General features: G+C 54.7%; 14 protein-coding genes. 9 read left to right on the top strand and 5 right to left on the bottom strand.

Annotated elements, in window-relative coordinates:
- Position 1 precedes the first annotated feature (1 nt).
- A complete protein-coding gene (locus ACMYSO_RS07125; RefSeq protein ID WP_174507799.1) occupies positions 2–1,021 on the bottom strand; it encodes a LacI family DNA-binding transcriptional regulator in 1,020 nt (339 codons plus the stop codon).
- A 236-nt stretch (positions 1,022–1,257) separates the two neighbouring features.
- Here ACMYSO_RS07125 and ACMYSO_RS07120 point away from each other — a divergent pair, with 236 nt between their 5' ends.
- The 5 genes from ACMYSO_RS07120 to ACMYSO_RS07100 all read left to right on the top strand — a co-directional run bounded on the left by ACMYSO_RS07120 (position 1,258) and on the right by ACMYSO_RS07100 (position 5,286).
- Positions 1,258–1,701, top strand: a complete 444-nt coding sequence (locus ACMYSO_RS07120) for a PTS sugar transporter subunit IIA (RefSeq protein ID WP_434669941.1) — start codon at positions 1,258–1,260, stop codon at positions 1,699–1,701.
- An 80-nt stretch (positions 1,702–1,781) separates the two neighbouring features.
- Positions 1,782–2,054 (top strand): PTS sugar transporter subunit IIB, encoded by a 273-nt coding sequence (locus ACMYSO_RS07115; RefSeq protein ID WP_041146575.1) that lies wholly within the window; start codon positions 1,782–1,784, stop codon positions 2,052–2,054.
- Between the two features lie 67 nt (positions 2,055–2,121).
- Positions 2,122–3,513, top strand: a complete 1,392-nt coding sequence (locus ACMYSO_RS07110) for a PTS ascorbate transporter subunit IIC (RefSeq protein ID WP_434583745.1) — start codon at positions 2,122–2,124, stop codon at positions 3,511–3,513.
- The gene (locus tag ACMYSO_RS07105; RefSeq protein WP_434669940.1) at positions 3,510–4,340 is read left to right on the top strand and encodes a transketolase; all 831 of its coding nucleotides are present in this window, start codon (positions 3,510–3,512) and stop codon (positions 4,338–4,340) included. The genes ACMYSO_RS07110 and ACMYSO_RS07105 overlap by 4 nt, the downstream gene beginning before the upstream one ends.
- Positions 4,333–5,286: a transketolase family protein gene (locus ACMYSO_RS07100; protein WP_434669939.1), complete on the top strand. Its 954-nt coding sequence runs from the start codon at positions 4,333–4,335 to the stop codon at positions 5,284–5,286. The genes ACMYSO_RS07105 and ACMYSO_RS07100 overlap by 8 nt, the downstream gene beginning before the upstream one ends.
- 46 nt (positions 5,287–5,332) lie before the next feature.
- Here the strand turns inward: ACMYSO_RS07100 and pta are convergent, their stop codons facing one another.
- Together pta and ackA are read right to left on the bottom strand one after the other, a co-directional pair.
- Positions 5,333–7,477, bottom strand: a complete 2,145-nt coding sequence (gene pta / locus ACMYSO_RS07095) for a phosphate acetyltransferase (RefSeq protein WP_434583749.1) — start codon at positions 7,475–7,477, stop codon at positions 5,333–5,335.
- A 200-nt stretch (positions 7,478–7,677) separates the two neighbouring features.
- Positions 7,678–8,880: an acetate kinase gene (gene ackA / locus ACMYSO_RS07090; protein WP_123755239.1), complete on the bottom strand. Its 1,203-nt coding sequence runs from the start codon at positions 8,878–8,880 to the stop codon at positions 7,678–7,680.
- 335 nt (positions 8,881–9,215) lie between these two features.
- Between ackA and yfbV the strand changes: the two genes are divergently transcribed.
- The 4 genes from yfbV to ACMYSO_RS07070 all read left to right on the top strand — a co-directional run bounded on the left by yfbV (position 9,216) and on the right by ACMYSO_RS07070 (position 12,833).
- Complete coding sequence (gene yfbV, locus ACMYSO_RS07085) at positions 9,216–9,671, top strand: terminus macrodomain insulation protein YfbV (RefSeq protein WP_123755238.1); 456 nt, start codon at positions 9,216–9,218, stop codon at positions 9,669–9,671.
- Positions 9,672–9,758: 87 nt separating this feature from the next.
- Positions 9,759–10,253 (top strand): YfbU family protein, encoded by a 495-nt coding sequence (locus ACMYSO_RS07080; protein ID WP_434583751.1) that lies wholly within the window; start codon positions 9,759–9,761, stop codon positions 10,251–10,253.
- Between the two features lie 11 nt (positions 10,254–10,264).
- Complete coding sequence (locus ACMYSO_RS07075; RefSeq protein ID WP_434669938.1) at positions 10,265–10,924, top strand: sugar phosphatase; 660 nt, start codon at positions 10,265–10,267, stop codon at positions 10,922–10,924.
- Positions 10,925–11,000: 76 nt separating this feature from the next.
- Positions 11,001–12,833 (top strand): SLC13 family permease, encoded by a 1,833-nt coding sequence (locus ACMYSO_RS07070; protein WP_434669937.1) that lies wholly within the window; start codon positions 11,001–11,003, stop codon positions 12,831–12,833.
- A gap of 49 nt (positions 12,834–12,882) precedes the next feature.
- Here ACMYSO_RS07070 and yfbR read toward each other — a convergent pair whose 3' ends face one another.
- Positions 12,883–13,482, bottom strand: coding sequence for a 5'-deoxynucleotidase (gene yfbR, locus ACMYSO_RS07065; RefSeq protein WP_123755235.1), 600 nt, complete (start codon positions 13,480–13,482; stop codon positions 12,883–12,885).
- A gap of 86 nt (positions 13,483–13,568) precedes the next feature.
- A complete protein-coding gene (alaA, locus tag ACMYSO_RS07060; protein WP_434669935.1) occupies positions 13,569–14,786 on the bottom strand; it encodes an alanine transaminase AlaA in 1,218 nt (405 codons plus the stop codon).
- Positions 14,787–14,791 lie beyond the last annotated feature (5 nt).

Here is a 14,791-nt window from a genome sequence, read left to right as displayed (position 1 = left end):
CCTAACAGCTATCCCGCAGGCATAAACTGGAGACGATAGGTTTTCTACCGCTCCAGTTGCCTTCATTCAGGCGCTCCAGCAGCGCGCGTCCTGCTTCAATACCTATCTTGTGATGCGGTACGGCCATTGTGGTGAGCGGCGGCTGGCACACCCGGCTGACGTCGCTATCGCCAAAACCGACAACCGCTAAATCGTCAGGAACTTTGATACGTCGCCGCTGGCATTCATACAGCGCGCCGCATGCCAGTTCATCAGAAACGCAGACCAACGCATCCAGCTCCGGCCATGCCAGCAAAAACTCCGGCAGCTGCGACGCCCCGGTAGAAAAGCTCGGGGGAAGCGCCGCATTAATCACCCGATTCGGTGACATGTGGTGGCGCAGCATCGCTTTGTACCATCCCTGCAGGTGCTGCTGAAAAATCCACTGTTCCTGATTGGCGCACAGCAGGCCGATATTCTGATAGCCGCGTAGGATCAGCATCTCGGTTAACTCGAACATCGCGGCCGCGTTATCAATGCCGATATTCATATCGATCGGATCGGCGCGCATCGCACCCATTTCCATGACCGGTATCGAGGCGTTGTTTAACCACTGGCGTACGGTATCACTATGCTCAACGCTCAGGAGAATGGCGGCCGCAATGTTAGAGGCCAGCAAGGTTTCCAGCAGCTTCTCTTCCTGCTCAACACGATGTTGAGACTCCGCAAGCATGATTTGATAACCCGCGGGTTGCAACATCTGCTGAAGCCCGGCAAACATTGCGGAACAGCCCGCTTCGGCAAGATTAGGTACCACCATCGCGATGGTTTTTGATGAGGCGGATGCCAGTGCGCTGGCGGCCAGATTGGGCATATATCCCAGTTCCTGTACCGCAGCCTCGATTTTTTCACGAAGCTTATCAGAAACCTGCTCCGGCGTGCGTAGCGCTCGCGAGACGGTCATCGTGCCCACGCCAGCAAGCTGAGCAACATCGGCGATCGTCACTTTACCGGTACTACGCCGTTTTCGGGTTAGAGACATACACATTCCTGCTGAACAGTCGCTTTTTATTGATATCTATCGTTTTAGGTCTCAGGAAGTATACGCCTTAAATCCGTACTTTTGCTGCGTTTTCATCTGATGATGACGAATTGATAGCGCTATCACAAATTTGAATGTTATCTGTTGGTAGCGCTATCTTTGTGATCTTTGTCGCAGCTAACCGTTGAGCGCTTGAATAAAGTTTGCACATCTTTTGCGAAAAGACGGGAGATAAAATGCTCAGCACATGGCTCTTTGATTCCACCATTACGCTCCAGCAGCGTGTAGACGAGTGGCCACAGGCGCTTGAAATTTGCGCCAGACCGCTACTCGACGCGGGCGTTATTGTGCCCGAGTACGTCACCGCGATTATGCAACAGCACGACAAGCTGGGGCCGTATTACGTGCTGGCGCCCGGACTGGCGATGCCGCATGCGCGGCCGGAAGAGGGAGCAAGAGGGTTAGGTTTATCATTGTTGAAACTGGAGCGCGGGGTGTCGTTTGGTTCAGATGAATTCGACCCGGTCGATATTATTATTATGCTGGCGGCTCCCGATAAGCATAGTCATATTGAGATGATCTCGGCGCTAGCTGAACTATTTTCCAGCGACCACGATATGCAACAATTACATCAAGCGAAAACTCTGGAGGAGATTAAAACCATCATCGCGCGCTTCTGACTGTATTTTATTATCCGACTGCTAACACATTACGCGCCGGCGTGATGCGGACGTACTCTACCCAAAAAAAGGTGCTAACAATGAAAATTATGGCAATTTGCGGTTCTGGCCTGGGCAGTAGTTTTATGGTTGAGATGAATATTAAAAAAGTGCTTAAAAAACTCGAAATAGAGGCCGAGGTGGAGCACTCGGATCTCTCATCGGCAACGCCGGGTGCGGCAGATTTATTTGTGATGGCCAAAGACATCGCCGCCAGCGCCAGCGTGCCGGAAAGCCAGCTGGTGGTGATAACCAATATCATCGACATCAATGAACTCGAAGCGCAGCTGCGCGCGTGGTTCGCCAAACAATAACTATTTTTACCCTCATTCATTTACGTTGCTGCAACTTGCCGAATGACGGGTATATAGCGAGGCGGATATGTTTATTCTTGAAACGCTGAATTTCGTTGTTGATATTTTGAAAGTGCCCTCGGTACTGGTGGGGTTAATTGCCCTGATTGGCCTGGTGGCACAAAAGAAATCATTCTCTGATGTCGTAAAAGGAACCATTAAAACAATACTGGGGTTTATTGTTTTAGGCGGCGGGGCGACGGTATTAGTGGGCTCGCTTAATCCGCTTGGCGGCATGTTTGAACATGCCTTTAATATCCAGGGGATTATTCCAAATAATGAAGCGATAGTTTCTATCGCGCTTGAAAAATACGGCGCCTCGACCGCACTGATCATGGCTTTTGGCATGGTCGCCAATATTATTGTCGCCCGCTTTACGCGCCTGAAGTATATCTTCCTGACCGGGCACCATACCTTCTATATGGCCTGTATGATCGGCGTGATTCTCACCGTGGCAGGCTTCGAAGGTGTCGGCCTGGTGTTTACCGGATCGTTGATCCTCGGGCTGGTGATGGCGTTTTTCCCGGCGCTGGCGCAGCGCTATATGAAGCGTATTACCGGCACTGATGATATTGCCTTCGGCCACTTTGGCACCCTGGGCTATGTGCTGTCGGGCTGGATTGGTAGCGTCTGCGGTAAGGGTTCCCGCTCCACCGAAGAGATGAATCTGCCGAAGAATTTAAGCTTCCTGCGCGACAGTTCAATCTCCATCTCTCTGACCATGATGATTATCTACCTGATCATGGCCGTGAGTGCCGGGCGCGAGTATGTCGAAAGTACCTTCAGCGGCGGCCAGAACTACCTGGTGTACGCCATCATCATGGCGATTACCTTCGCTGCTGGAGTGTTTATCATCCTGCAAGGGGTGCGTCTGATCCTCGCGGAAATCGTACCGGCGTTTACCGGCTTCTCAGAAAAGCTGGTGCCGAACGCCCGTCCTGCGCTGGACTGCCCGGTGGTGTATCCGTATGCGCCCAATGCGGTACTGATCGGTTTCCTGTTTAGCTTCCTCGGCGGTCTGGTGGGGCTGTTCCTCTGCGGGCAGTTCAAGTGGGTGCTGATTCTGCCTGGCGTGGTGCCACACTTCTTTACCGGCGCTACCGCTGGCGTGTTTGGCAACGCCACCGGCGGGCGGCGCGGAGCGATGATCGGCGCGTTTGCCAACGGCCTGCTGATCACCTTCCTGCCGGTGCTGCTGCTGCCGGTACTGGGGGCCATTGGTTTTGCCAATACCACCTTCTCTGACGCCGATTTTGGCGCGGTCGGCATCGTACTCGGCAACCTGGCGCGCTATCTGTCGCCGTTTGCCATCACCGGTCTGGTTGTCGCGTTGTTCGCTCTGCTGGTTGCGTACAACATTTTTGCCAAAAAGAAATCTGTGGGCGGCGGCGCGCAGGAAAACAGTGGAGCTAAATCATGAATGTGAAAGAAGTGACCAGACTGGCGCGCGAGATCCGTGTCGCCACCCTTAAATCGCTGACCGATCTTGGATTTGGCCACTATGGCGGCAGCATGTCGGTGGTGGAAACGCTGGCGGTGCTGTATGGCGCGGTGATGAAAATCGACCCCGCCGATCCGGACTGGCCGGAGCGTGACTACTTTGTACTGTCGAAAGGCCATGCCGGCCCAGCGCTGTACAGTACGTTAGCAATCAAAGGTTATTTCCCGACGGAAGAGCTCAGCACGCTTAACCAGAATGGCACGCGACTGCCCAGCCATCCGGACCGTCTGAAAACGCGCGGCGTGGATGCCACCACAGGCTCGCTGGGGCAGGGGATTTCTATCGCCGGTGGCATGGCGTTGTCGCATAAGCTGGCGGGACGGCCGAATCGTGTATTTTGCATCGTCGGCGATGGTGAGCTGAATGAGGGGCAGTGCTGGGAGGCGTTCCAGTTTATTGCCCATCATCGTCTGAATAACCTGACCGTGTTTGTTGACTGGAACAAGCTACAGCTCGACGGCAAGCTGGACGAGATTATTCGAGCTTTCAATCTGGAAGATAAGTTCCGTGCCTTTGGTTTTGACGTCGTTACCGTCAAAGGTGATGACATCCCCGGCCTGCTGGCAGCGGTACAACCGGTGCCTCCGGCTGATGCGCTGCCGCGGGTGGTGATCCTCGACAGCATCAAGGGCCAGGGGGTACCGTATCTCGAGCAACTGGGCAATAACCATCATTTGCGCCTGACGGGTGAGATGACAGAGACGCTAAACGAGACCATTCGCCAGCTGGAGGCCGAACATGATTAAGGTTGCACCTGCAGGACAAAAAGATGCCGTAGAGATGCGTAAAGTCTACGCCGGATTCGTCGCGCAGCAGATTGACGCCGGTAGCCCTATTATCGCTCTGGAAGCGGACCTGATGAGTTCCATGGCGATGGACGGTGTCGCGCGGGAACACCCGCAGCACGTTATCAACTGCGGCATTATGGAGGCCAACGTGATTGGCACCGCTGCCGGGCTGTCGTTGACCGGACGCAAACCGTTTGTTCATACCTTTACCGCCTTTGCCAGCCGTCGCTGCTTTGACCAGCTGTTTATGTCGCTGGATTATCAGCGGAATAACGTCAAGGTCATCGCCTCCGACGCCGGCGTTACGGCCTGCCATAACGGCGGCACCCATATGTCGTTTGAAGATATGGGGATCGTTCGTGGCCTGGCGCACTCGGTGGTGCTGGAGGTGACCGATGCGGTGATGTTCGACGATGTGCTGCATCAGTTAATGAAGCTTGAGGGGTTTTATTGGGTACGTACTATCCGCAAGCAGGCTCCGAGCATTTATGCCCCGGGGTCAACGTTTACGATCGGCAAGGGCAATGTGCTGCGCGAAGGCGAAGATATTACCCTGATCGCCAACGGTATTATGGTGGCAGAAGCGCTGGAGGCGGCCAGGCAGCTTGAGCTGGAAGGGGTCAGCGCGGCGGTGATTGATATGTTTACCTTGAAGCCTATCGACCGCATGTTGGTGAAAAATTACGCCGAGAAAACCGGGCGAATTGTCACCTGTGAAAACCACAGTATTCACAACGGGCTGGGCTCCGCGGTGGCCGAAGTACTGGTGGAAACCTGTCCGGTACCGATGCGTCGCGTGGGCGTGAAGGAGCGGTACGGTCAAGTGGGGACGCAGGACTTCCTGCAAAAGGAGTATGGCCTGACGGCGCATGATATTGTGTCAGCGGCGCGAGAGCTGCTGTAAATAAAAAGGCGACCCTGAGGTCGCCTTTTTTCATGCCGGAGGCAGATTACGCTTGCTGCTGAGACGACTGAATCGCGGTCAGTGCGATGGTGTAGACGATATCGTCAACCAGCGCGCCACGGGACAGATCGTTCACCGGCTTACGCATACCCTGCAGCATTGGCCCGATGGAGATCAGGTCAGCAGAACGCTGTACGGCTTTGTAAGTGGTGTTACCGGTGTTCAGATCCGGGAAGATGAACACGGTCGCACGACCCGCAACCGGAGAGTTCGGTGCTTTGGATTTCGCCACGTCAGCCATGACAGCCGCATCGTACTGCAGCGGGCCGTCGATCATCAGGTCAGGACGTTTTTCCTGCGCCAGACGCGTTGCTTCACGGACTTTTTCTACATCGCTACCGGCACCAGAATTACCGGTGGAGTAGGAGAGCATCGCCACGCGTGGCTCAATACCGAATGCAATCGCAGAATCTGCGGACTGGATAGCGATTTCAGCCAGCTGCTCAGCGGTAGGATCCGGGTTGATGGCGCAGTCGCCATACACGTAAACTTGCTCAGGCAGCAGCATGAAGAACACGGAGGAGACCAGCGAGCTGCCTGGTGCAGTTTTGATCAACTGCAGCGGCGGACGGATGGTGTTGGCGGTGGTGTGAACCGCGCCAGAAACCAGGCCGTCGACTTCGTCTTGTTCCAGCATCAGGGTGCCGAGAACCACGTTGTCTTCCAGTTGCTCACGAGCAACTGCTTCGGTCATGCCTTTGCTCTTACGCAGTTCGACCAGGCGAGCGACGTAGCTTTCGCGCACCACTTCCGGATCGACGATTTCGATACCCGCGCCCAGCTCAACGCCCTGCGCAACCGCAACGCGGTTGATCTCGTCCGGGTTACCCAGCAGGACACAGGTCGCGATGCCGCGCTCTGCACAGATGGCAGCGGCTTTAACGGTACGCGGTTCATCACCTTCCGGCAGAACAACGCGTTTGCCTGCTTTACGCGCCAGCTCGGTAAGCTGGTAACGGAAGGCTGGCGGAGACAGACGACGGCTGCGCTCAGAGGTAGCGGTCAGAGATTCGATCCAGTCGGCGTTGATGTAGCTGGCAACGTATTCCTGAACTTTCTCGATGCGCTCATGATCGTCAACCGGTACTTCAAGGTTGAAGCTCTGCAGGCTCAGGGAGGTCTGCCAGGTGTTGGTGTTCACCATGAATACCGGCAGGCCGGTGGCGAAAGCACGTTCACACAGTTTGCTCACGCGAGCGTCCATTTCGTAAGCGCCGGTCAGCAGCAGTGCGCCGATTTCAACGCCGTTCATGGCAGCCAGGCAAGCGGCAACCAGCACGTCAGGACGGTCAGCAGAAGTCACCAGCAGAGAGCCGGCACGGAAGTGCTCCAGCATATGCGGGATGCTGCGTGCGCAGAACGTCACGGATTTCACGCGACGGGTGTTGATGTCACCTTCGTTAATGATGGTGGCATTCAGGTGGTGAGCCATATCGATCGCACGGGTTGCGATCAGATCGAAGCTCCACGGCACCGCGCCGAGGATCGGCAGAGCGCTGCCAGTCTGCAGCTGTGCCGGATCGATCTTCACAACTTTCGCTTTGGAAGAGTCGTCGAAGATTTCTGACAGGTCAGGACGAGTACGGCCCTGTTCGTCAACCGGCGCATTCAGCTTGTTGACGATAACACCAGTAATGTTGGTGTTTTTCGCGCCGCCAAAGCTGTTGCGCGTCAGTTCGATACGCTCGTTCAGCTGTTCCTGAGTGTCCGTACCCTGAGACATCACGAAGACGATTTCCGCGTTCAGCGTTTTCGCGATTTCGAAGTTCAGAGACTGGGCAAACTGGTGTTTGCGGGTCGGGACCAGGCCTTCAACCAGCACCACTTCAGCATCCTGAGTGGCAGCGTGGTAGTTAGCGATAATCTCTTCCATCAGCACGTCTTTCTGGTTGCTGGAAAGCAGAGATTCGACGTGGCTCATCTTCAGCGGCTCAGCAGCCGGAAGGCTGGAGTTGGCACGCACGATGGTGGTGGTCTGGTCTGGTGCATCGCCGCCAGCGCGTGGCTGGGCGATAGGTTTGAAGACGCTCAGGCGAACGCCTTTGCGTTCCATTGCACGGATAACACCGAGGCTGACGCTGGTCAGGCCAACGCTGGTTCCGGTAGGGATCAGCATGATGATACGGGACACGATATATCCTCTTTCGTTACCGCCAGAATCAGGCGGATTAGAAAACGACACCACCAGCTTCCCGTCATACTTCAAGCTGCATGTGCGTTGACTTTGCTCGTTCACCCCAGTCACGTACTACTCGTACGCTCCTGGGGGTTCTCTGCGCCGTCGCCTTCCAGCAACTCGAATTATTTAGGGCTATAGCTGGCGGTGTGGAATCAGGCGGTCAGACGGTTGGCGTCTTGCGCGATGACCAGCTCTTCGTTGGTCGGAATGACGACAGCCGGGCGGGTGCCTTCTTTGTTGATGAAGCCAGACTTGCCGAAACGAGCGGCCAGGTTGCGTTCATGATCAACTTCGAAGCCCAGTACGCCCAGTTTGCCCAGAGACAGTTCGCGAACCATCGCGGCGTTTTCACCGATACCACCGGTGAAGACAACAGCGTCCAGACGACCGTCCATCAGTGCCGTGTAGGAACCGATGTATTTGGCCAGACGATGGCAGTAAACGTCCATGGCACGTTTAGCATCGGCTTTTTCCTGGTAGTTATCTTCAACATAACGGCAGTCGCTGGTGACTTCGGTCAGGCCCAGCAGGCCAGACTCTTTGGTCAGCATTTTGTTGATCGCGTCTACGCTCATGCCCAGGGTGTCGTGCAGATGGAAAATGATAGCCGGGTCGATATCGCCAGAGCGGGTACCCATGACCAGACCTTCCAGCGGGGTCAGACCCATAGAAGTATCTACGCATTTACCGTTACGGATTGCAGAAACAGAACCACCGTTGCCCAGATGGCAGGTGATGATGTTCAGTTCTTCAACCGGCTTGTTCAGGACTTTTGCTGCTTCCTGAGTCACGTAGAAGTGGCTGGTGCCGTGTGCGCCGTAACGACGTACACCGTGCTCTTTATACAGGCTGTACGGCAGGGCATAGAGGTAAGATTCTTCCGGCATGGTCTGATGGAACGCGGTGTCGAACACGGCAACGTTCTTGTCTTTCAGATTCGGGAAGGATTTCAGTGCTTCCGCGATACCGATCAGGTGCGCCGGGTTGTGCAGCGGTGCGAAAGAGGCAGCGTCTTTGATGCCCTGAATAACGGTTTCATCGATGACAACGGAGCTGGTGTATTTTTCACCGCCGTGGACGATACGGTGACCGATCGCAGTCAGCTGAGCAGACAGTTCTGGTTTTTGTGCCAGAATAGTGTTAACGATGAAGTTCAGCGCTTCACTGTGAGCGGCGCCAGCGCCTAATTCAGCTTCTTGTTTGCTGCCATCCATTTTCCATTTGATACGGGCTTCTGGAAGGTGGAAACATTCAGCTAAACCGGAAAGATATTCGTCACCGTTTAAGGCATCAATGATAGCGAATTTCAGTGAGGAGCTACCGCAGTTCAGAACCAGTACTAACTTACTCGACATGGAAGTACCTTTTATGATACGTGGCTAAAAAAACGTCAGTGTGTCACAAAGCGTAGCGCAGGATGACAACGACATTTATGATTAACATCATGCCTTATTCTGTTTTCGGCAAGATGGGAGCAGTACATTTGATTTTATGTCATTTTGCATAATTTTCAGCCAATGGCAGAATATGCGATAATTTGACTAACCTGGTAAAAGGGTCTAACCGCCCCTCAGGTGCGCACAGAATACCTGATTGCCGCACCCTTTGCCAAAATCTTTTGAACGTTGTCATACACAGTTGGTGTTTTACGTAATTTTTTTAAGTTTTATATGTAAAGTTGAGGTAAGCCATGTCCAGTCCCGAGAATCGCCCTGTGAGTTTTTTTGGCTTGTTCCGCCATGGGCAGCACTATGCAAAGACCTGGCCCCTGGATAAACGCCTCGCCCCGGTGTTTATTGAAAACCGTATTATTCGCGCTACCCGCTACGCGATTCGTATTATGCCGCCGGTTGCTGTCTTCACGCTGTGCTGGCAAATTGCGCTCGGTGGTCAGCTGGGGCCGGCCGTCGCCACGGCGCTGTTCGCCCTGAGCCTACCGATGCAGGGATTATGGTGGCTGGGTAAACGCTCGGTCACGCCGCTTCCGCCGACGGTGCTGAACTGGTTTTATGAAGTGCGCGGTAAATTGCAGGAGGCGGGGCAGGCGCTGGCGCCGGTCGACGGCAAGCCCGATTATCAGGCTTTAGCTGACACGCTTAAGCGCGCATTCAAACAATTAGATAAAACTTTCCTTGATGATTTGTAATTCCATCATGAAAACGCATATAAAAGAAGGCGCATGATTAATGCGCCTTCTTTTTTTCACGCCGTAAAGTGCCACAGGAGTCAAAACATGGAAATGACCAATGCGCAGCGTCTGATTTTATCTAATCAGTACAAGATGATGACGATGCTCGACCCGGACAACGCCGAACGTTACCGCCGTCTACAGACTATCATTGAGCGTGGATACGGATTACAAATGCGCGAACTGGACCGCGAGTTTGGCCAACTGACGGAAGAAACCTGCCGTACCATCATTGATATCATGGAGATGTATCATGCGCTGCATGTCTCCTGGGCGAACCTGAAGGACGCAAGTGAAATTGATGAACGCCGGGTCACTTTCCTGGGGTTCGACGTGGCAACCGAAGCGCGCTTCCTCGGCTATGTCCGCTTTATCGTTAACGTTGAAGGGCGCTACAGCCACTTCGACGCCGGAACCCACGGGTTCAACTCGCAAACGCCGATGTGGGATAAGTACCAGCGTATGCTCAACACCTGGCACGCCTGCCCGCGTCAGTATCATTTAAGCAGCAACGAGATTAATCAAATTATTAATGCCTGATGGAGGTTTCCGTGCAGTGTAAAGGTTTCCTGTTTGATCTTGACGGGACGTTAGTGAATTCGTTACCGGTGGTCGAACGCTCGTGGTGTAAATGGGCGGATCGTTTTGACATCCCGCACGATGAGGTCCTGAACTTCATTCATGGCAAGCAGGCTATAACCTCTTTACGCCATTTCTTACCCGGACGTAGCGATGAGGAGTTACAGGCGGAGTTCCTGTGGCTTGAAGCGCTGGAAGCGTCGGATATCGATGGCGTCACGGCACTGCCGGGGGCGGTTGCACTGTTGACGACGCTCGATGAGGCGAGGATCCCGTGGGCGATTGTGACCTCAGGTTCGGTGCCGGTTGCCCATGCTCGCCATCGCGCGGGCGGCTTGCCGGAGGCCAAAATCTTCGTCACCGCGGAACGAGTAAAACACGGTAAACCGGCTCCCGATGCCTATTTACTCGGGGCTGAACTGTTAGGCCTGGCACCGCAGGATTGTGTGGTGGTGGAAGACGCCCCTGCCGGCCTGCTCTCCGGGTTGGCCGCCGGGTGTCGGACTGTCGCGGTGAATGTGCCGGCCGGTTCGCCGCGTCTGGACGAAGCCGATTTTGTCCTGACCTCCCTTGAAAGTCTGGTGGTTGAGCGTCAGCAGGACGGTCAGGTGAATCTCAGTCTTAAACGTTAATCTCATGATGTAGCCCCGCACCGGTGGGGCTTTTTTATGCCAGACTTTCCCCTCCATCATCTGACAAGGATAAGTTGTGAACGGTGAATTGATTTGGGTGTTATCGCTTCTTGCCGTAGCAATCGTGCTCTTTGCCACCGGAAAAGTGCGCATGGATGCTATCGCGTTGTTAGTGATTATCGCGTTTGTCCTCAGCGATACGCTCACGCTCAGCGAGGCTTTTTCGGGTTTCAGCGATCCTAACGTTATCCTCATCGCGGCGTTATTTATTATCGGCGATGGCCTGGTACGTACCGGGGTTGCAACCAAAATGGGGTCATGGCTGGTGAAGGTTGCTGGCAACAGTGAAACCAAAATGCTGGTCTTCTTAATGCTGACCGTTGCCGGTTTGGGGGCGTTTATGAGCTCTACCGGCGTGGTGGCTATCTTTATTCCGGTGGTGCTGAGCGTCTCCATGCGCATGAATACGTCGCCATCACGCCTGATGATGCCGTTGAGTTTTGCTGGCCTTATCAGCGGGATGATGACCCTGGTAGCCACCCCGCCGAACCTGGTGGTCAACAGTGAATTGTTACGTGAAGGGCTGCAGGGATTCAGCTTTTTTAGCGTCACACCGATTGGCCTGGTTGTGCTGGTGCTGGGCGTCATTTACATGCTGGCGGTCCGTTTTATGCTGCGAGGCGAAGAAGGGGAACCGAACCGCGACGGGCGCCCGAGAAGTACTTTTCGTGACTTAATTAAAGAGTACCGTTTGACCGGCAGGGCCCGGCGTCTGGCTATTCGTCCGGGTTCCCCGATGATTGGCCAACGCCTGGATGACCTTAAGTTGCGCGAACGGTACTGCGCCAACGTTATTGGCGTGGAGCGCTGGCGGCGTTTTCGCCGGGTGATCGTCAATGTCAACGGGGTCTCTGAGTTTCGCGCCCGCGACGTGTTGCTGATCGACATGTCAGCGTCGGACGTCGATTTGCGCCAGTTCTGCGGTGAGCAGATGCTCGAGCCGATGATACTGCGCGGTGAGTACTTCTCAGACCAGGCGCTGGATGTTGGCATGGCTGAAGTCTCGCTGATCCCGGACTCGGAGCTGATTGGCAAAACGGTCCGTGAAATAAACTTTCGCACCCGTTTTGGGCTCAATATTGTCGGGCTGAAGCGCGATGGCAAAGCCCTCGATGGGGCGGTGGTTGATGAACCTTTGCAGTTGGGCGACATTGTGCTGGTGGTGGGAAACTGGCGCCAGATTGGCCTGCTGGCGAAACGCGGTCGCGACTTTGTCGTATTGAATATGCCGGTTGAAGTGAACGACGCATCACCGGCGCATAGCCAGGCGCCGCACGCGATTTTCTGCCTGGTGTTGATGGTCGCGCTGATGCTGACTGACGAAATCCCCAACCCGATCGCGGCGATCGTTGCCTGTTTATTGATGGGCAAATTCCGCTGCATTAACGCCGAGAGCGCGTACAAAGCAATTCACTGGCCCAGCATTATTCTGATTGTCGGGATGATGCCGTTTGCGCTGGCATTGCAAAAAACCGGCGGCGTGGATCTGGTGGTGAAAGGGCTGATGGATGTCGCCGGTAGCAAAGGGCCTTATCTGATGCTCGGCTGCCTGTTTGTGATGTGCGCGGCGATTGGCTTGTTTATCTCTAACACCGCCACGGCGGTACTGATGGCGCCCATTGCGCTGGCAGCGGCGAGGTCGATGGAAGTGTCGCCGTATCCGTTTGCCATGGTGGTAGCGATGGCGGCATCGGCGGCGTTTATGACGCCGGTCTCGTCACCGGTGAATACGCTGGTGCTTGGGCCTGGTAAGTACTCATTCAGCGATTTCGTGAAGATCGGCGTGCCGTTCACGGTGTTGGTGATGGTGGTGTGCGTGCTGCTGATCCCGGTGCTGTTCCCGTTTTGATCCCCTCGATAGTGTTCCCCGGTCAGCCACCTGCCGGCCGGGGCATCCTTTACAGCGGTGAATCCTGGCTGATTTCATCCAGCGACAGCTGGAAGCTTGGGACAAACACCTGCATAAAGTAGTCCATCTCCTGGCTTCGGCGTGACTCGAGGGTTTTTTCAAGTCTGCCCTTCGCCAGTAAAAATTCATTATTGCCGGCAGAAAGCTCCTCAAGACATTTCAGGTAAGCACAGAGTGCATCAGCCTGCTTGACGATCGATTTCTCATCTTCGCTATAGTGGTGTTCATCAATCAGCGGCTCAAAAATATCGCGCAGTTCGTCAGGAACCATATCGATCAGCTTTTGCTGGGCGATCTTTTCTATGGCTTTATATTCTTGTGCAATCTGCGAGTTGAAATATTTCACCGGGGTCGGGAGATCGCCGGTTAACACTTCCGATGCATCATGGTACATCGCTAACAGCGCAATTCGCTCGGCGTTGACCTGACCGCCAAACTTACGGTTTTTAATTGCTGCCAGCGCGTGTGCCACCATCGCCACCTGCAGACTGTGCTCGGAGACGTTTTCGGTGCGTACATTACGCATCAGTGGCCAGCGGTTGATCAGCTTCAGGCGGGAGAGGTGGGCAAAGAAATGACTCTGACTCATAGGAACCCTTAATCAGTGACAACATCGGGTGCTATTGTGCGCAGGGATTGCCGCCGGATGCAAATGCCGGCGGCGGGGACAGGGTATCAGAGCTGGCGATAGCCGGAGAGGAAGCGGCCAAAGCGTGAAATCGCCATTTCCAGATCGTCTTCGCGCGGGAGAGTCACAATACGCACGTGATCCGGCCACGGCCAGTTAAAGGCGGTGCCCTGAACCAGCAGAACTTTCTCCTGCAGCAGGAAGTCGAGCACCATTTTCTGGTCATCGTGGATATTAAAGCGTTTGGCGTCTATTTTCGGGAACATGTACAGCGCGCCTTTCGGTTTGACGCAGGAGACGCCGGGGATCTCGTTGATCAACTCCCAGGCACGGTTGCGCTGCTCAAACAGACGGCCGCCAGGCACGATAAATTCGCTGATGCTTTGATAGCCGCCGAGGGCGGTTTGAATGGCATGCTGCGCCGGCACGTTGGCGCACAGACGCATGGATGCCAGCATCTCCAGCCCTTCAATATAGCCTTTAGCGTGTTTTTTCGGCCCGTTCAGCACCATCCAGCCCTGGCGGAAACCGGCCACGCGGTAGGTTTTAGACAGACCATTAAAGGTCACGGTCAGCAGGTCAGGGGCCAGCGCGGCGATCGAATGGTGCTGGGCTGCGTCATACAGAATTTTGTCGTAGATTTCATCCGCGAAAATGATCAGGTTGTGTTCGCGGGCGAGCTCGACGATCTCCATCAACAGCTCTTTTGAGTAGACCGCGCCGGTCGGGTTATTCGGGTTGATGATCACGATGCCGCGCGTACGCGGGGTGATTTTGGCGCGAATATCGTCAAGATCCGGGAACCAGTCGGCGGACTCATCGCACAGATAGTGCACCGCTTTGCCGCTGGAGAGAGAAACCGCGGCGGTCCACAGTGGATAATCCGGTGCCGGAACCAGCATTTCATCGCCGCTGTTCAGCAGCGCCTGCATGGCCTGGACAATCAGCTCCGAGACGCCGTTGCCAATATAAATATCTTCGACCGTCACATCGCGCATGCCGCGGGCTTGATAGTGCTGCATGATGGCTTTGCGCGCAGAGTACAGGCCTTTTGAATCACAGTAGCCCTGGGCAGTCGGGAGGTTGCGAATAACGTCAACAAGGATCTCGTCAGGGGCGTCAAAGCCGAATGGAGCCGGATTGCCGATGTTCAGTTTCAGGACTTTATTGCCTTCTTCTTCAAGGCGTTTTGCCTCTTTCAGAACCGGGCCGCGGATGTCGTAACAGACGTTATCTAACTTGCTGGATTTTTCGATAGGGGACATGAACC

It is taken from the genome of Klebsiella sp. B345, from assembly GCF_051131735.1.
GTDB lineage: Bacteria > Pseudomonadota > Gammaproteobacteria > Enterobacterales > Enterobacteriaceae > Klebsiella.
This window is presented reverse-complemented; position numbering and strand designations above follow the sequence as displayed.